Raw genomic sequence first — 22083 nt, forward strand, 5'->3', positions numbered from 1 at the left:
AAGCATGACGCAAACAGCGCTCGGGATCGCGCTGGCGGTGGCGGTAGCGATCGCCGGCCCCGCGCGGGGGGACGATCCGCCCCCCGAGGCTGGCCCGCCGAAGGTCGCAATGTCCGACGCGATCCCGGCCGAGAATGCCGCGTCAGACCCGCCCCATGCCGACGCGTCAGAAGCCGACGCGCCCAAAACAGCAGTGGACCCGCCCGCAGCGGCCGTCCCGCCGCCAGGGCCCGTCGTCATCGAAGACGTGCTGCTGCTCCCCAAGGTGGGAGACTACGCGCGGGCGGCGCTCCACCGTGACCCGGTTGAGGCCGCGATCGCCACGGGCGCCTGGCAGACCCCCAAGGCGGGCGACAAGGTGACCGACACGTTCGGCGCTGAGCGTCAGTGGCGCCCCGTGCGCATCAGCGGCAAGACCGGGCTGGTCGACCCCGCGGCGCCGGGGGGCTACGCGCTGGCGTCGGTCGAGTCGCCCCAGCGCCGCTTGGTGATCCTCGAAGCAACCGGCCACGCCGCTGTTTGTGTCAACGGCGAGTGGCGTACGGGCGATCCCTACGCGCTGGGCTGGTTGCGGCTGCCGATCGAGCTCGAGCAGGGCCAGAACGAGCTGCTGTTCCACGTCGCGGCGCCGGGGTTCCGAGCGAAGCTGGTCGCGCCCCCCAGCGACTGCTTCTTGATCCCCGAAGACGCGACGCTACCCGACCTAGTAGAGGGCGAGGCGCAACCGCTGCTGGCCGCCGTGCCGGTAGTGAACGCCACCACCGCGCCACTGGTGGGGGCCGAGATTGTTTGCGAAACACCCGGCGGTGGGGTCAGCGTGGCGACGCTGCCGCGGATCGAGCCCCTGTCGGTATTCAAGGCGCCCGTCGAGCTGACCCCCGACCCGTGGAAGTACGAGCCCACCCGCATCCGCGTGCTGGTGCGTACGAAGGCCCGGGAGGACGAACCCTCGAAATCGCTGGCCGAGTCGTGGGTGAGCGTCGAGCACGCCGCGGCGGGGGGCCCGCAGGTCCGCACCTTCCGCAGCGAGATCGACAACAGCGTGCAGCGCTACGCCGTGAGCCCCGCCACCTCCGCGCCCAACCAGGCCGGCGAGGCGGGCGCTATCGTCGCCCTGCACGGGCTGGGCGTCCCCTGCGATGAGTTCCTAGAAAACTACCAGGCCAAGCCCTGGGCCAGCGTCGTCTGCCCAGAGAACCGCCGCCCCTACGGCTTCGACTGGGAAGACTGGGGCGCGCGTTCGGCGGTCGAAGCCCTGGCCGACGCCCAGCAGCGTTTTGAGTTCGACCCGCGGCGCGTCTACCTCACCGGCCATGGGGTCGGCGGGCACGGCGCCTGGCACCTGGCGGCGAGCCAGCCCGGCCGGTTCGCCGCGGTCGGACCCAGCGGCGGTTGGATCAGCTTCAAGAGCTACGGCGGCGCCCTCGACCTCGAGACCCCTACCCCCGTTCAGGCGATGCTGGCCCGCGCCGCGGCGCCAAGCGACACGCTGCGGCTGGTGCGCAACCTCGCCCCGCTGGGCGTGTACGTGCTGCACGGCGAGCAGGACGACCGCACCCCCGTGGCCCAGAGCCGGTACATGCGCGGCAGGCTCGGCGAGTTCCACACCGACTTCGCCTACCGCGAGCAAGCGGGCGCCGGCGCGTGGTGGGGCCCCTCCTGCTGCGACTGGCCCGCGATGATGCGGTTCTTCGAAGACCGCTCCCGCCGCGAGCCGGGCAGCGCCGCGACGGTCGACTTCACCACCATCAACCCCGGCGCGTCCGCCACGATGGATTGGGTCACCATCGCGATGCAGCAGCAGCAGTTCGAGCCGAGCCGTGTGGTGCTGGAGCGCGTCGTCGACCAACGCCTCATCAAGGGCCGCACAGAGAACGTGGCGTCGCTGGGGATCGACCTGGCGGGCCTCCCCCCCGGCGCGCCGGTCGGCATCGCAATCGACGGCGGCCAGCGGGTCGTGGTCCCTTGGCCCGGCGACCAAACCAAGGTGTGGCTCGTCCGCCAGAGCGACGGCGCCTGGCGACACGAAGACGCCCCCAGCGCCTCCGAGAAGAACCCCGAGCGCTACGGCGGCCTCAAGGCCGTGTTCGACCGCAACCCGCTGCTAGTGTACGGGACCGCGGGCACGCCCCAAGAGAACGCTTGGGCGCAGAACAAAGCGCGGCTCGACAGCGAGACGTTTTGGTACCGCGGCAACGGCTCGCTAGAAGTCGTGCCTGACACCCAGCTCGCCGGGCTCGAAGACCGCAACCGCAACGTGGTGCTGTACGGCAACCGCGACACCAACAAGGCGTGGCCCCGGCTGGTGCCGAGCCGCGACTTCGACCTCCGCGCGGGCTACATGCGGCTCGGGCTGAGCCCCCGGCGCCAAGAGTCGGTGGCCGGCCTCAGCGTGCTGGCCGTTCAGCCCCGCGTCGGCAGCGCCAAGGCGTTGGTGGGCATGATCGGCGGGACCGACCTGGAGGGCATGCGGGGCACGAGCCGGCTGCGCTACTTCTTCGCCGGCGCCGGCTTCCCCGACCTGCTGGCGTTCGGCCCCAAGACGCTGGTGGAAGGAGAAAAGGACGTCCGCGCCACGGGCTTCTTCGGCCCCCGCTGGTCCGCCGAGCCGAGCGAGATCGTCTGGCGTGACTTGGCTCTGTAGGTTGGCCGCGCTCTTCAAGCCGACGGAAAGAGGGGAACCGCCAAGACGCCAAGACGGACGAGAGACTGTTGACCGGATTACAGGATTGGGCCGGATCGACAGGATGAAGTTCTAGAATACATCCGTTCGACGGGCCGGCTGGGGATTCACTACCGCTCGTTGAAGAATTGAGTCCCGTGAATCTTGATGTTCTCGTCATGCAGCCCACTTTCCGTCCGTCTTGGCGCGTCCTTGGCGCTCTTGGCGTCGTGGCGGTTTAATCTTCGTTCGTCCGTCGCCGCGTCTGGGCGGTTTTCTTCCTTTCGCGCTGCCGAGCGGTTAGACTGCCCCGCATGTTTTTCTCCTTTGACGGCGTTGACGGCGCCGGGAAATCGACGCAGCTCCGGCTGTTCTGCCAGTGGCTCCGCGACCAGGGGCGCGACGTGGTCGAGTGCCGCGACCCGGGCAGCACCCCGCTGGGCGAACGGCTGCGCGAGGTGCTGCTGCACTCCGGCGAGGAGACGCCCATCGACCGCCGGGCCGAGATGTTCTTGTACATGGCCGCCCGGGCGCAGCTGGTTGAGCAGGTGATCCGCCCGGCGCTCGAAGCCGGCAGCGTCGTGGTGAGCGACCGCTACGTGCTGGCCAACATCGTCTACCAGGCGTACGCCGGCGGGCTCGGCGTCGAGACGGTCCGCGCGGTGGGCGAGGCGGCCATCGCGGGGGTCCGGCCCGACTGTGTGTTCGTGCTCGACCTCGACCCGGAGCTGGCCGACGCGCGCATCGACCGCCAACGCGACCGCATGGAACAAGCGGGCGCCGAGTTCCGCGAGAAGCTCAGGGTGGGGTTCCTCGCCGAAGCGGCCCTCGACCCCGCCCGGCTGCACGTGGTGAGCGCCGCCGGCGCTATCGAAGAAGTCCACGCCCAGATCCGCCAGATCGCCAGCGATTCCATGGCGAGCCGTCGGCGTTAGCCGTCGGAGTTTTGGCCGGGGTGGAGTGATGACGCGCAGCGCGTGCAGCCCGACGCGTGCAGCCCGGCGGGGCAATCCTAGCGGCGGACGCTCCGGCGGCTTACGCCGACGGCTCGCCTTCGTGGGGGGCCGGCGCGGGTCCCACGGCGCCCAGCCACTGCAGGCCGAGCACCAGCAGCAGCCCCGCGGCCGCCAGCGCGATGTACAGCAGCGACTCGCCGTCGAGCGTGGTCGGCCAGTACGGCTCGAACGTCTTCTGTTTGAGCTCCTCGACGGCGGGCGTCAGGTCGCGTTGCCAGGGCCAGACCATCCGCAGCGAGCCGACCATAAACCCGCACAGCGCCGCCATCGTTACGCTCCAGCAGTTGGCGAGCAGCCAGCGGATCACCCGGCTAAAAAGCGCCAGCCCAATGGCGCAGCCCGCGGCGAAGACGGCGAGCGTTGCGAGGTCGCCCGTAGTGGCCTCGCCGTGCGGCAGCCCCTTGAGGATGCCGGTGATCTGTTCGTACTTGCCCAGCAGCAGCAAGATGTAGGCGCCGCTGATGCCGGGAAGGATCATGGCGCAGATCGCGATCGCGCCGCAGAAGAAGGTGTAGGGGAGCCCGGCCGCCGGCTCGACGCGTTCCAGGCCCACCAGCCAGTAGGCGAAGCCGGCCGCGGCAAGGCCAACCACCACCGCCCCCGCGGCGCCGCCGTGGGTCGCGGGCCGCACCATCGCCAGCACCAGCAGGCTCGATCCGAGGATGAGCCCAAAGAACGCGGCCGAGGTAGCGTTGTGGTGGTGCTCTAAGAGGTAGTGCATCAACCGCGCGAGGCCCACGACGCCGATGCCGATCCCCGCCCCCAGCGTCGCCAAGAACCGCAGGTCGACGTGCGTTGCCGCATCGGCGAGCCGACCCTTCAACACCAGGCGGACCGCCTCGCGGTCGAACCGGCTGATTGCGGTGACCAGCCGCTGGTAGATCCCCAGCACCAGCGCGACGGTTCCGCCGGAGACGCCCGGCACGATGTCGGCGGCGCCCATCAGCAGGCCGCGCAAAATGTTGAGAAAATCGGCGGCGCGTGGCATGGAGGGCTGGGTGCTGTAGCGACGGAGGGAGGGTGGGCGCTAACTATAGCTCATCGCTGGGGGCGGGGCCGAGTCGAGCGGGGGGCAGCGGAAAGTGGGGCGTTTTCCCACGCGCCGGGGGCGGGGACGCCCCGGATCGCAAGAGCCGCGTGTGAGCCGGGGCGTCCCCGCCCCCGGCGCAGCTCGTTCAACCTCAACCCTCGCGCCCCGCCAACCGTGCTTGCAAAAACATTGACCCACGGCGCCGCAGGCAATAAGATTTTGCTCTGTCAGGAGTTACGGCGCGCAATCGCCCGGCCTGACAACGCCGACCGATTTCCGTAATGGCGAACAGCATGATCTTGCGACGCACGGCAACAGGGTGGTTGGCGCTAGCGCCCGCGAAGGTGAACCTTCACCTCCGAGTGCTGAGTAAACGCCCCGACGGCTACCACGAGGTCGAGACGCTGATCGCGCCGATCGGCCTGTACGACGAACTGACCATCGCGGCCGACCCGACCAGCGACCGCGTCTCGCTGTCGGTGGTCGACCCGTTGGGCCGCCCCGTCCCGGGGGTCCCCAGCGACAGCCAGAACCTAGTGGTGCGCGCGCTTGAGCTGCTCAGGGCCAAGTTCAACCAAACCGGCGGGGCTACGGCGCGGCTGGTGAAACGCATCCCGAGCCAAGCAGGGCTGGGGGGCGGGTCGAGCGACGCCGCCGCGGCGCTGGCGGCGGGCGCCCGCGCGTGGGGGATCGATTGCCCCGACGACCGGCTCGCCCGGCTCGGCGCCGAGCTCGGCAGCGACGTGCCGGTGTTCTTCGCCGGCGGCGCGGCGCTCTGCACCGGACGCGGCGAAGCCGTGGCCCCCGTGGCGACCCCCGCGGCGCGGTGCGTGCTGGTCCAACCCCGGGCGGGGCTTTCGACCGCAGAGGTGTACCGCGCCTGCCGCCCCGACAGCGACGGGCCCTCGGCCCGAGAGTTGCTGCAAGCGTTGTGGCGGGGCGACCTCCGACGCGTCGGCGCCACGCTGCACAACGCGCTGCAAGACGCCGCGGAGCGGCTTTCGCCGTCGATCGGCCGCACGCTGGAGGCTATGCGCCGCGTTGGGCTGACGACGGCCATGATGACCGGCAGCGGCTCGGCCTGCTTCGCGATCGTCCCCAACGCACGCTCGGCGCACGCCGCGGCCGCGTTGCTGCGCGCCCAGGGGATTGGTTGGACACACAGCACTCACCTCCTCGCACGACGGACGTAGCACACTCCGGCGAAGCGCGATCCAAGGACGACAAGCCCACAGGCTAAGGGAGTAGAACCGTGCGAATCACCGAGGTCCGCATCAAACTCATGGACGAGCCGGGCGAACGCCTCAAGGCGTTCTGCTCGATCACCTTCGACGACGGCTTCGTGGTCCGCGACCTGAAGATCATCGACGGGTCGAGCGGGCCGTTCGTGGCGATGCCTAGCCGCAAGCTCACCTCGCACTGCGGCAAGTGCGGCATGAAGAACCACCTGCGCGCCAACTACTGCAACCAGTGCGGGGTGCGGCTGGCCGAGGGTCGCGCCACGCGCGACGCCGACGGCCGCGCCAAGCTGTACGCAGACATCGCCCACCCGATCAACGCGGCCTGCCGAGAGCAGATCCAGCAGGCCGTGGTGGACGAGTACTATCAAGAGATCGAACGCGCCAAGGAGCCGGGCTACGTGTCGCGGTACGAAGACTACGACGGCGGAGACTCCGGCGAGCACCACATCGAGCACCGCCGATTCGACACGCCGCACGCCGGCGAGCCCGCCAAGGGCCCCCATCAGCCGCCGCAGGGCGCCCCACACGACACGGCCGGCCCCGACGAGGGGTTCGGCGCGGGGCTCTACAACAACTAGCGGCCCAGGCCTGCTGGCGGCGCTGACGACGCGCGGCGCGGCGCTGCGCGCTCCCCCGGCACAACCGTCTCAATACCGTGCCGTTCTGGTTCCTGCGGCGGGCCGATCGCGGTTAAGATGGGTCGCGGCGGCCCGGCCTGGGCCCGCAGCCCTGCTACTCTGACCTGCTCAGGAAGAAGAACGATGCAGACCGATCGTCGCCCCCGGACCCCGCGCCTGTGTTTGTTGCTGCTGACCGCGTGCCTGAGCGGGCCGGCCATTGCCGCGGCCCCGCGGATCGAGCCCTCCGACGACGGGCCCCGCGTCACCGTCGACGGCGAGCTGTTCACCCAGTACCGCACCGACCTGGGCAGCAAGCCGATCCTCTGGCCGATCCTCGGGCCGACCGGCAAGGAGATGACCCGCGGCTTTCCGATGCGCAAGGCGGCGCCCGGCGAGACAGCGGACCACGTGCACCACAAGAGCCTGTGGTTCGGGCACCAGCTAATGAACGGCGTCGACTACTGGCTAGAGCCCGCCTCGAAGCAGCAAGGCTCTGACCAGCCGGCGGTGGTGGACGTCGGCCGGCCGGAGATCGCCAACGAAGACGACGGCGCTGTGCTGCGCAGCAGGCGGCGGTGGCTCGCCCCTGGCGGCGAGACTGTGTGCACCGACGAAACCACCTACCGCTTCGGCGCAGACGACGACAGCCGCTGGATCGACTACCAGACCACGATCTCGCCCGTCGGCAAGCCGCTGGTGATCGGCGACACCAAGGAGGGCTTGTTCGCGGTGCGGGTGGCCGACTCCATGCGGCAAGACGCGGGGCTCGGGGGGACCATCGTGAACGACTCGGGCCAACGCGACGCGGATTGCTGGGGCCAACGCGCCTGTTGGGTGGACTACTCCGGCCCGGTCGACGGCCAACTCGCGGGCATTGCTATCATGAGCCACCCCACGAACGACCGGCCGAGGCCCCGCTGGCACGTGCGCACGTACGGTTTGTTCGCGGCGAACCCGATCGGCGAGAAAGACTTCCCGCCGATCGAAGGGTACCGTCAGGGGACGGTCACGGCGGCGGTGGGAGAGCCGCTGACGTTCCGTTACCGGGTGTTACTGCACCGGGGCGGCGCGGCCGAGGCCGACCTCGCCAGCCAATTCGAGGCGTACTGTGCCGAATAGCGCGCCGCCGCAACGGTTCGTTCAACGTGCGCAGCGCAGCGAAGCTGGGCGCTCCTTTCGGGGCGCGTCGGCCGGTAAGCGCGCGCCGCTCGGCGCCGGCCGATACCCGATGGGCGTTCCAATCGCACCCCCGGCGTACGAATCGCGAACAGGATTGTGAAGATTTGCGAAGCCCCGCAGTCCCCCCAACCGATCAACTTGGTGATAGCACCCAGCGGGACGCTACGGAGGCGTCCGCGATGAGACCAGACCCCCAACAAGCAAACGCACTGGAGCAGGTGAGACGGTTGGTGAACCGGACGCTGTGCGACCGGGAGAACCTAGAGCCCGACTGCTTCGGGCTCGGCCAGCAGCCCCTCACGCAACAGGGCCGCCTGTGCGGTTACTACTTTTGGCTTGAAGGACCGAGGAACGTTCGACTCTCCGCTGTTTGGGAGATCGAGGCGGACGCCGTGCTCTGCTACGGAGCAGATGGCGCCCGTTTCGCCAAACTCCCCGTCGATTCGCACGACCCGGGGCGGGCAAAACCCGCCGCCGAACGCCGTCGTGCGGCTTGACGTCCGCTGGGGCTACTAGTATACATGTGCATAGCAGTCCCAAGGCGGCCCCACGGAGGTAGGCGTCCCATGTTGGTTCTCTCACGCAAAGAATCGGAACGGATCCGAGTCGGAGACTCGATCGTTATTACCGTCGTCAAACTCGGCGGAGACAAGGTGCGGATCGGCATCGAAGCCCCCAGCGACGTGCTGGTGCTGCGCGACGAGCTCAAGCCGTTTGACCGGCCTCAGCAGATCGCGCTGGCCCGCCCCGCTTGAGCGGCCCCTAAGGGGCCAGAAGCCGCGCGAGCGTCGCGTCCCCCCCCTCATCGAGCATGCCTTACGGCGCCGAGCGGTCCTCTTGGAACTGCTCGGCGCCGAGGCGCAGTAGCTCGGCGCGTCGTGTCGCCTCGGCCGCTTCGGCCTCGGCTTTTTCCTGGGCGGAACGGGCCTCGTTGAGCAGGGCCTCCATCCTGGCCTGGGCGTCGCCCGCTGCCTTGGCCGCCGCCGCTAGCTTGCCGGCCAGGTCCGCGGCCGCGGCCGCCTCCTTCGAACGCAGCTCGGCTTGCGCCGCGGCCTCGGCCGTCGCGGCGGCCGCGGTCTGGGCGTCCAGCTCGGCCTGCTGGGCGTCGGCGGCAAGCCGCTGTGCGGCGAGCTGGAACGTCGCCAGCTCCTTTTCGGCTTTGCGCGCGGCTGCCTCGAGCTCGCCGAGCGCTCCGCTCTGTTCCTGGGCGCCCGTGGCGGCCCGCTTCACCTCGCTTTGCAGCTTCGCCAGATCGGGGAGCCCGCGGCGTTTGTTCTCGGCCGTTGCGAGGCGCGTCTCGGCCTTAGTGAGCGCCGTTGCCAACCGCTTGGCGAATTCTTCGTCGTTACCCGCCGCTTCGGCCTCTTGCTTGGCGTCTGCGACCGTTAGCTCCGCGGCCGCCAGGCGGTCGGAGTACGCGGCGTGGGCCGCCTCGCCCCGGGCCAGGCCCGCCTCGGCCTCGTCGAGCCGGCGCGACGCCTCGTCGGAGAGCCGCTGCGACTCGCGTAGCCGCTCCAGCGCCTCGCGCACCCGCTCATCTAGCGTGGGGGGCGCGGTGTCGAGCTGGTGGATCGTGACGCCGTCGCTCGTCGCCAGCAGCCGTGTGACGCCGGCCCAGTCGCTGACCGCTACCCGCGCGCCGTCGTGCGTGAAGCAGGCGGCCAGCGCGATGTCGCTCAGCTTGGCCAGCTCGCGGGTCGGCTTGCCGTCCGCGGCCCAGGTTTTGACTTTGGCGTCACGGCCGGCGGTCACCAGGGCGCCGTCCCGCGCGAGCGCTACGGACAGCACCCCACCGCCGTGTGCGGCGAAGTTCTTGATCGGTTTGCCTTCGCGCGACCACATCCGCACCTCGCCGTCTTCGCTCGCCGAGGCGAGCACCGCGGAGTCGCTCCGCCAGCAGAGCGACGTGATCGGGCCCTTGTGGCCGGCCAGCGTGCCGCGGCCGTAGCCCTCGGAGGCATGCCACAACTCGACCGCGCCGCCGCGGTCGGCGGTCGCCAGCAGGGCGCCGTCGGGGCTGAACTCGAGCGCGGTCACCCAGTCGGTGTGCTTGCCGATTTCGTAGGCCAGCTCGCCGTCGGCCACGCGGTAGACGCGGACCTTCTTCTTCGGCCCCCCCAGGGCCACCAGCGAGCGGTCGGGGCTGAGGTCGGCGGCCAGCACCGTGTCGAGCTCGTCGCCGTACACCCCCAGGCGGACGCCCGTCTCGACATCGATCAGCGCCACCGCACCCGAGGCGGCGCTGCGGCCGCCGCCGACAACCAGCACCGATCCGTCACGGCTGAAGCGTACGGTCTGCGGGTCGCCCAGCGGGAAGGGCGCCACGCCCAGCAGTTGGCCCGTCTCGGAGTGGAACAGCAGCACCTGCTTGGGCGCCGCGGCGGCGATCAGCGGCGCCCACGGGCTCGCGGCCAGCGAGCCGATCGCCGGCGCGTGCTGGTAGTCGGCCGCCGGCTCGCGGAACCACCCGCGCGGCATCGCCGGCTCGCCCACGGGGCGGTTGTCTGTGGTCGCCTGCACGGCGCCCAGCCCGGGCCCCTGCGACTTCTTTGGCTTCGAGCCGTTGTTCTCCAGCAATCCGCCGTCGATCCAAGCGCGTACGACCGCGAGTTGGTCGTCCGGCAGCTTGTCACCGGGCGGCATCTTGGGCGACTCTTCGTGATTCACCAGCTTCCACAGCCGCGACGAACCCGCGTCGCCCCCCACCAGCACCTCGCCCCCGGCGCCGCCGGCCGACGCCGCGGCGTAGGTGTCGAGCGCCAAGTCGCTGGAGGCCCCGTCCTGGCTGTGGCAGGCGAAGCAGTGCTCGCGGAAGATCGGCGCCACGTGCTCGTCGAAGGTCACCTTCTCCGGAAGCTCCGCGGCCTGGGAGGCGATGCAGAGAGCGAGCGACGCCGAACAGGCAGTGATAGATGTCTTCAACATGGGCTTACGGTATGGAGGTTAACCACGCATGCACTGAGTCAACAGAGGAGTCACTAGAATCTCTCGCAGAGGCGTAGAGACGCGGAGAATACCCAGGATTGAACTGGACTGACCCACGCATCCATCGGCGCCAAGGGTTGTTGCCAGCTCACCGTGCTTGCTCTGCGTCTCCGCGCCTCTGCGAGGGCTTTTTCGCGTTCCCCACCTCTGTCTCTGTGTCCTGGGTGGCTCCGTAGTCAAATCGTTGTTTAGTGGTTGAACAAGAACTCGCGCGAGTTCAGCAGCGCCCACAGCACGTCGCGGAGCGCCCCAACCTTGTCGTTCGAGTCCGCCACGAGCGCGGTCAGCTTCGCCCGCTCGGCCTCGGTCGGCAGCCGCGTGAGGCAGCGTACGTAGAACGCGTCGATCACCTTGGCGGGGTCGTTGCCCTGGGCGGCCCACAGGTCGGGGGCGAGCTTCGATCCGTAGGCCTTGCCGTGCACCGACCCGCCGTTGAGCAGGTGCAGCGCCTGCGACAGCGTGGGGTCGGAGCGCGACTCGCAGGCGCACACGGTTTCTCGCTTCGACCGGCCGAAGGTGGTGAGGAAGTAGTTGCCCGCACGCCCGTCGGCCACCTGCACCGCGTGGGCGCCCAGCGGCAGGCCGGGGAGTTTCTCGGGCGACTCGGTCACTTGGCAGACGCAGTCCAGCAGCACCTCGGCGCCCATCCGCCGAGGGACGGCGTGCGAAAAATTGCGCAGGTCTTCTGCGTTGGACGCGTTGGTCTCGCCGGAGCGTTGGTAGGTGTGCGAGTTGCAGATGTCTCGCACCAGTTGCCGGGTGTCGAAATCATACTCCACCAGCTTGGCGCCGAGGGCTTCGAACAACTCCGGGTTGCTGGGCGGGTTGCTGACGCGGACGTCGTCGACCGGCTCGACGATGCCGACGCCGAACAGCGACGCCCACACCCGGTTGGCGACGCTCGTGGCGAAGTACGGGTTCTCCGGCGAGGTGACCCAGTCCGCCACCACGCTGCGGCGGTCGCGCTTGCCGACCTCGGCCGCATCTCCCCCAAGAGGCTTGGGGTCAAGCTTCTTGCCGGTCACCGGGTTCGTGGCGTCCCCCGAGCCGCGGTTGTACACCACCCACTCGCGGTAGTCGTCCGTCGTCTTGCGGCCGATCTGGCTGAAGTAGGCCGTGAAGCCGTAGTAGTCGTCCATCGTCCAGCGGTCGAACGGGTGGTTGTGGCACTGCGCGCACTGCACCCGGATGCCGAGCAGGCTCTGCGCCACGTTCTCTGCGATCTTCTTGGGGTCGGGGTCGACCTGGTAGAAGTTCACCGCGGGGTTCTCGAACGAACTCCCGGAGGCGGCCAGCAGGTCGTGGATCATCTCGTCCAGCGGCCGGCCGGAGTCGATCTGCTCCTTGAGCCACTGGTGGTAGAGGAACATCGGCTTGTAGTCGACGCGGTTGTTCTCGGTCCGCACCAGCAGCAGCTCCGCCCAGCGGTGGGCCCACAGGTCGGCAAACGCCGGCGCCTCGACGAGGGCGTCGATCTTGTCCGACCGCTTCTGGGGGCTCTCGTCCGCCAGGAACGCCTCACGCTCCTCGGGGGTCGGCAGCCGGCCGACCAGGTCGACCGTCACCCGGCGGAGGAAAGTCTCGTCGTCCGCGACGCCGCTGGGCCTCACGCGGAGCGTGTCGAGCTTGTCCGTCACCAGGCGGTCGATGTAGTTCGCCGGCGGGTCCGCGCTCGGCTCAAAGGGGTCGCCGGCCGGCAGCACCAGCGTTTGGCTCCCCACCGTGTGCGTGTCGAACCGCGCCATCACGAAGGCCTCGCCGCGGCGGACGCTGGTCACGACGCCCGAGGGGGCGATGGCGGCCGACCCTTCATTGTTCGACTGAAAAACGGCCAACGGCGTTACGTCGCGCGACGTGCCGTCGGAGTAGTGGGCCACGGCGACCAGCCGCTGCTCGGCGCCGGCGCCTTCCAACACGATCCGTGGCGGGAACAGCTCGACCGACTCAACGGCCAGCGCGTCGGCGACGTCGTTGGCGGCGCCCCCCGCGATCCAGTCACGCAGCGCCTGGTAGTACTGGCTGTCTTGATCGAACAGCTTGCCCCCGGTGTGCGGCACGGCGCCCGTCGCCTTCTTCAGCACCAGGCTCTCCTCGGGCAGCGCCAGGTTGACGCGGCGGGTGGCTTCTTCTCGCGTTAGCCGGAAGTGGTCGCCCGCCGGGTCGAACCCGAACAGAGACATGCGGAAGCCGTCCTTGCCGCGGGACGAGCCGTGGCACCCCCCCGAGTTGCAGCCCGCGCGGGTCAGCACCGGCATCACGTCGCAGCAGAAGCTGGTCGGGGGCGCGGCGTTGTCGCTGGCGGCCTGCAGGTCGAGCTCGGCCGACAGCCCACCGAGTTCGGCCCGCACGCGTGCGGCCCCTGCCCCTGCTGCGCGCACCAAGCCCCCTTCCACCTGAACCCCTTCGGCGTCGGACCCCCACGCCACCTCGTCGGTCACGTCCTGCGTAACGCCGTCGGCGCGGGTGGCGACCGCCACGAGCCGCTGCGTCTGACCACGCCAGTGCAGCGTTACCTGCGGCGGGTAGACGTCCAGCCGCACGTACGCGGCCGCGTCCTCTTGGGCCCCCGCGCACGGCGCCAAGCAGGCCGCGAGCAGCGCAGCGATCCCGTAGCGCAGCTTCTTTCCTCGGGTTACTTTTGGCCTCATCCCTTTGCTCCTTGATTGCCGCTCAACTGAGCGTTCTGGGTCGGCTTCTTGCGCGGCGCAGGGTCGATCCGCACGTCCGACCAGCCGATGTTGTAGGCGATCGTCTCCCCCTGCTCGGGGAGGTTGATCTCGACAAAGCAGTTGCCGTGCGGCCCCGGCTTGGCGTCCTCGGCGACCTCGACCGTGAACTCGATCCGTTCGGCGCCCGGCTTGAACTCGACAGGCTGGGCCTTGCAGCCCGGCGGAAGGCCTTGAAGCTTCGCCGTGCCAACCCCCTCGAACGGGGCGTCGTGGCTAAGATCGACCCCAACGACGGCCGTCTGCCCCTGGGCAAGCTGCACCGGCCCCTTGCTGGCGACCACGGGCGGCGCGGCGACCGCGAGCTCGACGAAATCGGTGGCTACCATCACGCGTCCGCCGACATTGGCTTCCCCTTCCACGGCGACGCGCCACGTCTTGGTGGGGGCGTTGCCGTTGGCGGTGACGGGGACCCCCGCAGAGGTTTCTTTCTGGCGGATCGACCGCGAGCGGTTCGAGGAGAGCCCCGGTGGGTTGTAGAGCAACCGCACGGCGATCGCGGCGTCGAAGCCCTCGTCGCGCTCGGCCACGACCTGCAGGTCCTTCCACCCGTTCCGCACCAGCGGCGCCTTCGGGGGCTCGAGCCGGATGCGGAACGGCAGCCGCTTGGTGACCGCCACCGCGGCCCGGTCCGACCAGTGGCTCCACATCGGGCGGTTGTTCTGGCCCCGCACGAACCAGGTCTGCTGCTTGAAGTTGCTCTTAATCGGACGCGAGCCGTCGGCCAGCTCTGCGCGGACCTCGGCGTACGAGCCCCCCAGCGGCGCGTCTTTCGCAGCGCGGAACAGCACCGGCACGCGGTTGTAGTCCGCGGCCAGCGGGAAGACCTCGGCCTCGACTCCTTCCGGCAGGCCTTCGAGCAGCAGCCGCAGCTCGCCGCCGAAGTCGCGACGGCTCACGGTGAGCATGGCCGGCGTGCAGCCTTCTTGCGGCACCTCAATCATGGTGGCGACGTAGCGGCGCTGCTCCTCGATCACGATCTCCGCCACCGGCGACGGGGGCGCTGCTTCGATGGAGTAGACATACGCCTCGCCCCCGGCGCCAAGTTGGTCGTCGATCTGCGCCAGGTACACGCCGTCGGCCGGCGCCTTAAATCGCAGGTAGCTGTCCGGGTTTCGGGCGTCGTCGTCGTTGCCCGCCAGGCGTTTGCCCTTGGCGTCGTACACCCGCAGCACCGAGTCGAGCGGCGAACGCACGTCGCGGGCGTGGACACGCAGGTCGTAGGTCTGGTCCTTCTTCATCTCAAACGAGAAGAAGTCGGAGTCCCCCGGCTCGCCGATCACGCCGCACAGCGCCGACGGCCCCCCTGCCGGGGTGGGGGTCTTGGAGTTGTTGTTGGGCTCGATCTCGACCACGGTCGGCAGGTCGCAGACGCGCATCGCGACGCCCGTTGGCGCCCCGCCGGCTTCGCTTGGGAGCGGGGCGTTGCCGACCCCTTCCGCACGCGCCTGCGGGGCCTCGACCTCTGCCTTCTGCGGGCCCTGCACGCCGCCGACCAGTTTCACCTCAACCGGCTTGCCGGCGGGGCCCGTGGGGGGGAGCGCAACCAGTGGCCGAGCGAAGTCGCCGACGTGGAGCCGGTAGACACAGTTGTCGTCGCCACGGTAAGCCGTCTCGCGGAGCACCAGCGTGTACTCGCCCGCCGCGGGGGCGACACAAGAGAGCAGCGGGTCCTGGTAGGTGGCCATGCCGTCGTCGCAGCGGGCGACCTCCTCGCCGCCGGGGCCGAGCAGCGTGAGCGTGGGGTCGAAGAAGGTGCGGCCCAGCCGCAGCCCCTCGACCTCGACGCCGAGCCGCTGGCCCTCGGCCAGCTTGAACTTGAAGCAGTCTGCGTCTTCGCGCTTCACAACACCGTTGATCACGGCCCCCAGCTCAATCTGTTGCGCGGCGTCTGGCGTGTCGTTCGGTTCTACTTCGGCCGCTTCCGGGAAGGCGCCGACATGAAAGGTCACCAAGTTGCTCAGTCCCGACTCGGTCCGCAGCCGCAGCGGGTGGGGGCCGAGCCGGGCGCCCGCGTCGATCGCCAGCCGCACCAGGACGGTGTTGTCGTCCTTCCGCTCCATCGATTCAACCGCGACGCCGGGGGTCTCGAACATCAGCTCCGCCGGCCCGAGCCCGGTGCGCGGGCCGCGCAGGGTTACTTCCACGGAGCCCCCGCGCTGCCCCCCCTGCGGCTCAACGCGTTGCACCTGCGGGTCCGCGGCCAAGCAGCAGCACCCGACCAGGCAGAACGCCGACGCCATCGACCGCTTCAACAGACTTGCTTGCTTCATAGGAGGGCTCCGCCGGCAGATGGGCCGGCCCGGGGGCGGCAAAGAAAAAGAGCACGACGCAGGTTGCGGCATGAACAATGTGGCTCCATCGGGCGTCGTGCGCCGCGGTGGCGGAGGTTCACAATAGCCGGCGTGCGTCGTGCTCTAGGCTCGGAAGTAGGGGAGTGGAAACTCGTTGAAGGGCGTGACGGGGTCTACGCGAGCAGCTCGTCCCGCACCCGGCCGTCTTTCACGATCTCGATCGGACGACCCCCCGGGGCCATCAATTCTTTCGAGGCCGGGATGCCGAGCTGATGGAAGACGGTGGTCGCCAGGTCTTCGGGGGTCACGGGGGTGTCTTCCGGCTCGGTGGCGGTGGAACCGGAGGAGCCGATCACCGCGCCCCGCTTCATCCCGCCGCCGGCGAGCGCCACGCTGAACACCTTGGCCCAGTGGTCGCGCCCGCCGTCGCCGTTGAGCTTCGGGGTGCGGCCAAACTCGCTGGTTACCAGCACCAGCGTGGTGTCTAGCAGGCCGCGCGCATCGAGGTCGTTGATCAACGCGGCGTAGGCGCGGTCGAAGTCGGGCATCAGCCGCTGCATGTTGGCGGTGACGCTGGTGTGGTGGTCCCAGCCGCCGTAGGTGAGGGTGACGAACCGCACCCCGGCCTCAACCAACCGGCGGGCGAGCAGCATCCGCTGCCCGGCTTGGTTGCGGCCGTAGCGGTCGCGGAGCTTGCCATCTTCCGCGTCGATGTTGAACGCCTCGCGGGCCGCGGGGGACGACATCAGGTCGAACGCGCGTTGGTAGAACGTGCCCATCGCCTGGACGTTGTCGGCCGGGGTCGAGGTGACAAACGATTCGTTCACCGCCTCGAGCGCCGCCAAGCGCCGCTCGTGCCGCGCCTGATCGACGCCGCCCGGCAGGTTGAGGTCGCGCACCTGAAAGCCGGCGCGTGCCGGGTCGTCGCCCACGCTGAACGCCGCGAAGGCAGAGCTCAGGTAGCCGGCGCCGGCGTACGGGTTCGGCTCGTTCGGAACGCACACGTACGGGGGCAGGTTCTTGCGCGGGCCAAACTCGTGGCTGACCACGCTCCCCAGGCTGGGGTATTGCAGCGCCGGGCTGGGCCGGTAGCCGGTCATCATGTTGTGCTGCCCGCGTTCGTGGGCCGCCTCGCCGTGCGTGAGCGACCGCACGACGGTGATCTTGTCGCTCACCTGCGCGGTGTTGCGCATCAGCTCACTGAACTGCACGCCGGGGGTCTTGGTGGCGATCGCCTTGAGCTCGCCTCGGTACTCGATCGGCGCGTCGGGCTTGGGGTCCCACGACTCTTGCACCGACACGCCGCCGGGCAGGTCGATCTGGATCACGCTCTGCGCCACCGCTTTGAGCGCGTCGAACTGATTGGTCGCGCCTCGCGCCTCGCGCGCCGCCAAGAAGCTGGCGAGGTTGAGCCCGCCCAACTGCAAGCCGGCGCCTCCCAGAGCGCCGGCCGCGAGGAAGTCGCGGCGGCTTGAACGTCGGAATGGATGAGACATCTGCGTCGCTCCCGATCGGTCGTGCGAGTAGGCTGGTCCGGTCGAACCGACTATGAGCTTAGGAACAGCGACGGGAGAAGTCAAAGAACTCGGACCCCCTCTCCTGGGGGAATCAATGGGGCAAGAGCAGCCCCTGGGCAAGCTAGAGAAGCGGGTAGCCGCTAAACCACGCTCCTGCGGGGTGGCTAAATTGCGCAGCGCATTCTAGCTTCACCGCCGGGGCGTCGCCCGGCGGCTACTTGGCTAACTCCCTTCAACCGCGTCGCAGAAGGCGCCGCAGAGGCGCTGCTGGCTGAAGTGCTCTGTCACTAACCGCTTGGCGCGGGCGCCCATCCCCTCGAGTTCTTCTGAGGGCATGGAGGAGATCTTGTTGAGCACCCGCATCGTTTGCTCGACATCGCCGTAGGGGATGCGCCAACCGATCGGGGCCAGCTCTAAGATTTCTGAGATGTGGCTCGGCGCGGGCCCGATGAACAAGATCGGTTTGCCGACCGACATCGCGCCGTAGATCTTGCAGGGGTGGACGACGCCCACCAGCTCCTCCGCCATCAATACCACGTGGACGTCGGCCGCCGGCAGGGAGTAGCGGATCTGGTCGAGCGGTTGGTAGGGGAGCGAGACCAGGTTGCTCGGCTTGTGGGACTCGATCGCGGCGTCGACCGGGCGCTTGCCGGGGCCGCCGCCGATGAACATGAAGTGCAGCCGGTCGTCGGCGCCCAACGCGAGCGCTGCTTCTACCAGGGCGTCCACCGGCGTCGTGAGGCCGTGGTTGCCGCTGTACATAATGACCCGCTTGTGCTGCAGGCCGTGCTGGGCCACGAACGGGTTCTCGCTGCGGGGAGGAACGTCTTGCAGCTCGCCGTCCATCGGCCACGGCGGGATCACACGACACTTCTGGGCGACCCCTGCGCGTTTGGCGCACAGCCGGTCTTGCATGAACCGGTCGAGCGGCACCACTACCCGCGCGGCGCCGAGGATCCGCCGGTTGAGCCAGTCCATCGCCCGCACGGCTAGCGCCGTGGGCTTCATGCGGCCGGTGGCGACGACTTGGTCGGGGTTGAGGTCCATCACCCAGAAGGTGATGGGCGCCCGGCGGAAGAAGCGGATGATAATCGCCGCGATGGACGCCATCGGGGGCGACGTGCTGACCACGATGCCGCCGAGCCCCGGCGTGAACAGCCCCCGGAGGGTCGCCTGCAACAAGAACGAGAGCTGCGCGACGATGCGCACCAGGATCGACCGCTTCCCGAGCGACGACAGCGGCAGCCGCACCACCTCAACGCCGCGTCGATTTTCCCGAGCAGCATAGCGCTGCGACGGATCGTCGTAACCGCGGCGTGACGTGAGCACACGCACGCGGTTGCCCCGCTTGACCAGCGTTTCTGCGGCGTCGGCCATATGCTGACCGACCGACGCGGGGTCTGGCACGTACACCTGGCTGATGACCAGGATTCGGGAAGGCTTCGGCATCACTCATCGGGTCTATAGTTGCGATCTTGCGTTCAAAGAATGCCGATGAAAGGCCTCTAGCCTCGTGTTGATGCACCGTACTTCTTCACGTATTCATCGTGGATCCAACGGTAGGTCTTCTCCATTCCGTCTTGCAGCGAGATTCCGGGCGCCCAGCCTAGAAGCTTCTGAATTAGCGTGTTGTCGCTATTGCGGCCGTTGACACCCTTAGGGGCGCTAAGGTTGTACTCCCGCTCCAACTTCACGTCCGCGAACTTCTCAACGATATCGACCAGACCGTTGATCGTCACCACCTCGTCGGACCCGAGATTAATAGGTTCGACGATATCACTGTTTGTGATCTTGAGTATGCCGTCGACGCAGTCGTCAATGTACATAAAGCTGCGGGTCTGCTTGCCATCGCCCCAAATTTCGATCGAATTCCTCCCAGACTCACAGGCGTCGATGACCTTCCTACAGACCGCGGCGGGGGCCTTTTCTCGACCTCCGTCCCACGTCCCCTCGGGACCGTAGACATTGTGAAACCGCGCGACGCGCGTCCGCAGGCCGTAGTCCTCACGGAAGTGTCGGCACATCCGTTCGCTAAACAGCTTCTCCCAACCGTAACCGTCTTCCGGCATAGCGGGGTATGCGTCCTCCTCTTTCAGCGCTACTACATCTTCGCACTTCTGTTTGTCTGCGTTGTAGACACAGGCGCTTGATGCATAGAAGAGTGTATCGACGCCTGAAGCCAACGCGGCTTCAAGAAGATGGGTGTTTATCAGCACCGAAAGCATGCACAACGCTTTGTTGTTCTCGATAAACCCCATTCCACCCATGTCAGCGGCCAGGTTGAAAACACGGTCAACGCCGTGGCACGCATCAACGCAGGCGTCTTTGAGCTTCAGGTCGCCTTGGCGATTGTCGACGTCATCGAAGACCTGATACCACTCGCTTGTCGGCTTGATATCGACTGAGCGGATGTTGGTGCAGCCCATCTGACGCAGCCGCGCCACGAGGTGTCCGCCGATGAAGCCGCCGCCGCCTGCTACCAGTATTGTCTTATTGCTCATTGATCTGGTGGTTAGAAGTTTAGGACCACGAGTGAATTGATGTGGGATCGCTTTCGGGATCTATCCCTGACGACGAGACGCCAAGACACCCTTCCCAAGCATGATTATTCGCGACTCCCACACCAAGGCGCCGCTTGGATAAAAACGGATGCTGCGAGCTCGGCCCCTCGCACCAAGCGGCAAATCCAGCCCAAACCGACCCCTAGCACAATTCCTGCTGGAAGGTCCCCGCCTTCTGCGCCGCTTCGCTCTCCGCCAGCGCCATGTCGGACCTCACCATCATCTTCGCCAGCTCTTCGGCCGAAACCTTCGGGCGCCAGCCGAGCGCCTTTTGGGCCCGCGAGGAGTCTCCCAGAAGCAGGTCGACCTCCGCCGGACGGAAGTACTGGGGGTCCACCTCGATCGCCACCCGCCCGTCGGACAGCAGGCCGCGTTCGTTGACCCCTTCGCCCTCCCAGTGCACCGGCATGCCCAGCTCTTCGAAGCACCAGTCGCAGAACTGGCGGACGGTGGTGGTTTGGCCGGTGGCGATCACGAAGTCGTTCGGCTCTTCGACCTGCAGCATCTTCCACATCGCCTCGACGTAGTCGCCCGCGAAGCCCCAGTCACGCTTGGCGTCGAGGTTGCCGAGGTACAGCTTCTGCTGCTGCCCGAGCTTGATCCGGGCCGCGGCGCGGCTGATCTTGCGGGTCACAAACGTCTCGCCGCGACGAGGCGATTCGTGGTTGAAGAGGATGCCGTTGACCGCGAACATCCCGTACGACTCGCGGTAATTGCGCGTGACGTGGAACGAGTAGGCCTTGGCCGCGGCGTAGGGGCTGCGGGGGTAGAACGGGGTGGTTTCGCTCTGAGGCGTCTCCATCACCTTTCCGTAGAGCTCCGACGACGACGCCTGGTAGAAGCGGGCGTCGTCGAGGTCGAGCTCGCGCATCGCCTCCAGCAGGCGGACGGTTCCCAGGCCGGTGACGTCGCCCGTGTACTCGGGGACGTCGAACGACACCTTCACGTGCGATTGGGCGCCGAGGTTGTAGACCTCGTTCGGCCGGACCGTCTTGAGGATGCGGTTGAGCGACGAGGCGTCGCCCAGATCGCCGTATACCAGCCGGAGGCGGACGTCGTTCTCGTGCGGGTCCTGGTAGAGGTGGTCGATGCGACCTGTGTTGAACGACGAGCTGCGGCGGATCACCCCCCACACCAGGTAGCCTTTGGAGAGCAGCAGCTCAGTCAAATACGAGCCGTCTTGACCGGTAATGCCGGTAATCAGCGCTCGTTTGGGGGGGGCGTTTTCGACGGCCATGACATTCTCGACAAGGTGGGAGGGTGTGCTTAAATGCGGTGGGAGGGGATCAGACTTGGGCGCCGACTCCGCGTGGGGCGTTCTCGAGGAACCAGCGGTACGACGACTCGATGCCTTCTCGCAGTCCGATGCGGGCCTTCCAGCCTAGGCTGTGGAGGCGGCTCACGTCCAGCAGCTTCCGCGGCGTTCCGTCGGGCATGCTGGCGTCAAACGTCAGCTCCGCCTCGGGATAGACGACCTCCCGCACCAGCTCGGCCAGCTCGCGGATCGCCAGGTCTTCTCCGGTGCCGACGTTGATTATCGCCGGATTGTCGTAATTTTCGAGCAGGTACAGGCAAGCGTCGGCCAGGTCGTCCACGTGCAAGAACTCCCGCATGGGCGACCCGGAGCCCCACACGGTGACCGTGCCCCCGCCCGCCTCGCGGCAGTCGTGAAACTTGCGGATCAGGGCCGGCAGCACGTGCGAGCCCTCCAGGTCGAAGTTGTCGTTGGGCCCGTACAGGTTGGTCGGCATCGCGGCGATGAAGTGGCAGTCGTACTGCCGGCGGTAGGCGTCGCAGCTCATCAGGCCCGAGATCTTGGCGATGGCGTAGGCGTCGTTCGTCTTTTCAAGCGGGCCGGTCAGCAGGTACTCTTCGCGGATAGGCTGCGGGCAATCGCGGGGGTAGATGCAGGAACTGCCGAGGTACAGCAGCTTTTGGACCTGGGTCCGCCACGCGGCCCGCAGCACCGTGGCGTGGATCATCAGGTTGTCGTAGAGGAAGTCGGCGGGCCGCGACCTGTTGGCGTGGATCCCGCCGACCGTGCCCGCGGCGTGCATGACGTAGGCGGGCCGGTGCTCGTCGAACCATTGATCCACCGCCGCCTGGTCGCGGAGGTCGAGCTGCTTGCGGCCGGCGGTCAGGACGCGCTCGAACCCGGCCCCCTCGAGCCGACGGACCAACGCAGAGCCGACCATGCCGCGGTGGCCGGTTACAAAAATAGAAGCGTTGCGGTCGATCATCGCGGTGTCTGC

Annotated in this window: 16 protein-coding genes; 7 read left to right on the plus strand and 9 right to left on the minus strand. The window is 68.3% G+C overall.

The window, feature by feature from the left end:
• The first annotated feature begins 4 nt into the window (after positions 1-4).
• On the plus strand, positions 5-2644 hold the full coding sequence (locus Pla175_RS24210) for an alpha/beta hydrolase family protein (RefSeq protein WP_145291644.1): 2640 nt from the start codon (positions 5-7) through the stop codon (positions 2642-2644).
• Between the two features lie 332 nt (positions 2645-2976).
• Positions 2977-3597: a dTMP kinase gene (gene tmk, locus Pla175_RS24215; protein WP_145291646.1), complete on the plus strand. Its 621-nt coding sequence runs from the start codon at positions 2977-2979 to the stop codon at positions 3595-3597.
• Positions 3598-3697: 100 nt separating this feature from the next.
• On the opposite strand, the gene Pla175_RS24220 is transcribed toward tmk, so the two are convergent.
• Entirely contained in the window at positions 3698-4666 is a 969-nt protein-coding gene (locus tag Pla175_RS24220; protein ID WP_145291648.1) for a DUF368 domain-containing protein, read from the minus strand.
• A gap of 323 nt (positions 4667-4989) precedes the next feature.
• Between Pla175_RS24220 and Pla175_RS24225 the strand changes: the two genes are divergently transcribed.
• The 5 genes from Pla175_RS24225 to Pla175_RS24245 all read left to right on the plus strand — a co-directional run bounded on the left by Pla175_RS24225 (position 4990) and on the right by Pla175_RS24245 (position 8503).
• Positions 4990-5901 carry a 4-(cytidine 5'-diphospho)-2-C-methyl-D-erythritol kinase gene (locus Pla175_RS24225; protein WP_145291650.1) on the plus strand — a complete coding sequence of 304 codons (912 nt, stop codon included), beginning with the start codon at positions 4990-4992 and terminating at the stop codon, positions 5899-5901.
• A gap of 59 nt (positions 5902-5960) precedes the next feature.
• The gene (locus Pla175_RS24230; protein WP_145291652.1) at positions 5961-6527 is read left to right on the plus strand and encodes a SpoVG family protein; all 567 of its coding nucleotides are present in this window, start codon (positions 5961-5963) and stop codon (positions 6525-6527) included.
• A 183-nt stretch (positions 6528-6710) separates the two neighbouring features.
• Positions 6711-7688, plus strand: coding sequence for a DUF6807 domain-containing protein (locus Pla175_RS24235; RefSeq protein WP_197527123.1), 978 nt, complete (start codon positions 6711-6713; stop codon positions 7686-7688).
• Between the two features lie 239 nt (positions 7689-7927).
• Complete coding sequence (locus Pla175_RS24240) at positions 7928-8245, plus strand: hypothetical protein (RefSeq protein ID WP_145291656.1); 318 nt, start codon at positions 7928-7930, stop codon at positions 8243-8245.
• 69 nt (positions 8246-8314) lie between these two features.
• Complete coding sequence (locus Pla175_RS24245) at positions 8315-8503, plus strand: carbon storage regulator (RefSeq protein ID WP_145291658.1); 189 nt, start codon at positions 8315-8317, stop codon at positions 8501-8503.
• A gap of 61 nt (positions 8504-8564) precedes the next feature.
• On the opposite strand, the gene Pla175_RS24250 is transcribed toward Pla175_RS24245, so the two are convergent.
• From Pla175_RS24250 to Pla175_RS24285, 8 genes are all read right to left on the minus strand, one after another.
• Positions 8565-10673 (minus strand): WD40 domain-containing protein, encoded by a 2109-nt coding sequence (locus tag Pla175_RS24250; protein ID WP_145291660.1) that lies wholly within the window; start codon positions 10671-10673, stop codon positions 8565-8567.
• Between the two features lie 248 nt (positions 10674-10921).
• Entirely contained in the window at positions 10922-13381 is a 2460-nt protein-coding gene (locus Pla175_RS24255; RefSeq protein WP_145291662.1) for a DUF1549 and DUF1553 domain-containing protein, read from the minus strand.
• The gene (locus Pla175_RS24260; RefSeq protein ID WP_197527124.1) at positions 13378-15732 is read right to left on the minus strand and encodes a PPC domain-containing protein; all 2355 of its coding nucleotides are present in this window, start codon (positions 15730-15732) and stop codon (positions 13378-13380) included. Before Pla175_RS24260 ends, Pla175_RS24255 begins: the two co-directional genes overlap by 4 nt.
• 194 nt (positions 15733-15926) lie before the next feature.
• Positions 15927-17249, minus strand: a complete 1323-nt coding sequence (locus tag Pla175_RS24265; protein ID WP_145291666.1) for a DUF1501 domain-containing protein — start codon at positions 17247-17249, stop codon at positions 15927-15929.
• 243 nt (positions 17250-17492) lie between these two features.
• Positions 17493-18719, minus strand: coding sequence for a glycosyltransferase family 4 protein (locus tag Pla175_RS24270; protein WP_145291668.1), 1227 nt, complete (start codon positions 18717-18719; stop codon positions 17493-17495).
• 56 nt (positions 18720-18775) lie between these two features.
• Positions 18776-19771, minus strand: coding sequence for an NAD-dependent epimerase/dehydratase family protein (locus tag Pla175_RS24275; protein ID WP_145291670.1), 996 nt, complete (start codon positions 19769-19771; stop codon positions 18776-18778).
• A 202-nt stretch (positions 19772-19973) separates the two neighbouring features.
• The gene (gene gmd / locus Pla175_RS24280; RefSeq protein WP_145291672.1) at positions 19974-21068 is read right to left on the minus strand and encodes a GDP-mannose 4,6-dehydratase; all 1095 of its coding nucleotides are present in this window, start codon (positions 21066-21068) and stop codon (positions 19974-19976) included.
• Between the two features lie 49 nt (positions 21069-21117).
• The gene (locus Pla175_RS24285; RefSeq protein WP_145291674.1) at positions 21118-22071 is read right to left on the minus strand and encodes a GDP-L-fucose synthase family protein; all 954 of its coding nucleotides are present in this window, start codon (positions 22069-22071) and stop codon (positions 21118-21120) included.
• Positions 22072-22083: the final 12 nt, after the last annotated feature.

The organism is Pirellulimonas nuda, from assembly GCF_007750855.1.
GTDB lineage: Bacteria > Planctomycetota > Planctomycetia > Pirellulales > Lacipirellulaceae > Pirellulimonas > Pirellulimonas nuda.

What these genes read in the sequence shown, in the direction of transcription:
- Pla175_RS24275 (WP_145291670.1), bottom strand. Translation starts at nt 19,771, where the DNA reads ATGAGCAATAAGACAATACTGGTAGCAGGCGGCGGCGGCTTCATCGGC.
- Pla175_RS24235 (WP_197527123.1), top strand. Translation starts at nt 6,711, where the DNA reads ATGCAGACCGATCGTCGCCCCCGGACCCCGCGCCTGTGTTTGTTGCTG.
- Pla175_RS24250 (WP_145291660.1), bottom strand. Translation starts at nt 10,673, where the DNA reads ATGTTGAAGACATCTATCACTGCCTGTTCGGCGTCGCTCGCTCTCTGC.
- Pla175_RS24210 (WP_145291644.1), top strand. Translation starts at nt 5, where the DNA reads ATGACGCAAACAGCGCTCGGGATCGCGCTGGCGGTGGCGGTAGCGATC.
- gmd (WP_145291672.1), bottom strand. Translation starts at nt 21,068, where the DNA reads ATGGCCGTCGAAAACGCCCCCCCCAAACGAGCGCTGATTACCGGCATT.
- Pla175_RS24265 (WP_145291666.1), bottom strand. Translation starts at nt 17,249, where the DNA reads ATGTCTCATCCATTCCGACGTTCAAGCCGCCGCGACTTCCTCGCGGCC.
- Pla175_RS24255 (WP_145291662.1), bottom strand. Translation starts at nt 13,381, where the DNA reads ATGAGGCCAAAAGTAACCCGAGGAAAGAAGCTGCGCTACGGGATCGCT.
- Pla175_RS24245 (WP_145291658.1), top strand. Translation starts at nt 8,315, where the DNA reads ATGTTGGTTCTCTCACGCAAAGAATCGGAACGGATCCGAGTCGGAGAC.
- tmk (WP_145291646.1), top strand. Translation starts at nt 2,977, where the DNA reads ATGTTTTTCTCCTTTGACGGCGTTGACGGCGCCGGGAAATCGACGCAG.
- Pla175_RS24240 (WP_145291656.1), top strand. Translation starts at nt 7,928, where the DNA reads ATGAGACCAGACCCCCAACAAGCAAACGCACTGGAGCAGGTGAGACGG.
- Pla175_RS24270 (WP_145291668.1), bottom strand. Translation starts at nt 18,719, where the DNA reads ATGCCGAAGCCTTCCCGAATCCTGGTCATCAGCCAGGTGTACGTGCCA.
- Pla175_RS24225 (WP_145291650.1), top strand. Translation starts at nt 4,990, where the DNA reads ATGGCGAACAGCATGATCTTGCGACGCACGGCAACAGGGTGGTTGGCG.
- Pla175_RS24285 (WP_145291674.1), bottom strand. Translation starts at nt 22,071, where the DNA reads ATGATCGACCGCAACGCTTCTATTTTTGTAACCGGCCACCGCGGCATG.
- Pla175_RS24260 (WP_197527124.1), bottom strand. Translation starts at nt 15,732, where the DNA reads ATGAAGCAAGCAAGTCTGTTGAAGCGGTCGATGGCGTCGGCGTTCTGC.
- Pla175_RS24220 (WP_145291648.1), bottom strand. Translation starts at nt 4,666, where the DNA reads ATGCCACGCGCCGCCGATTTTCTCAACATTTTGCGCGGCCTGCTGATG.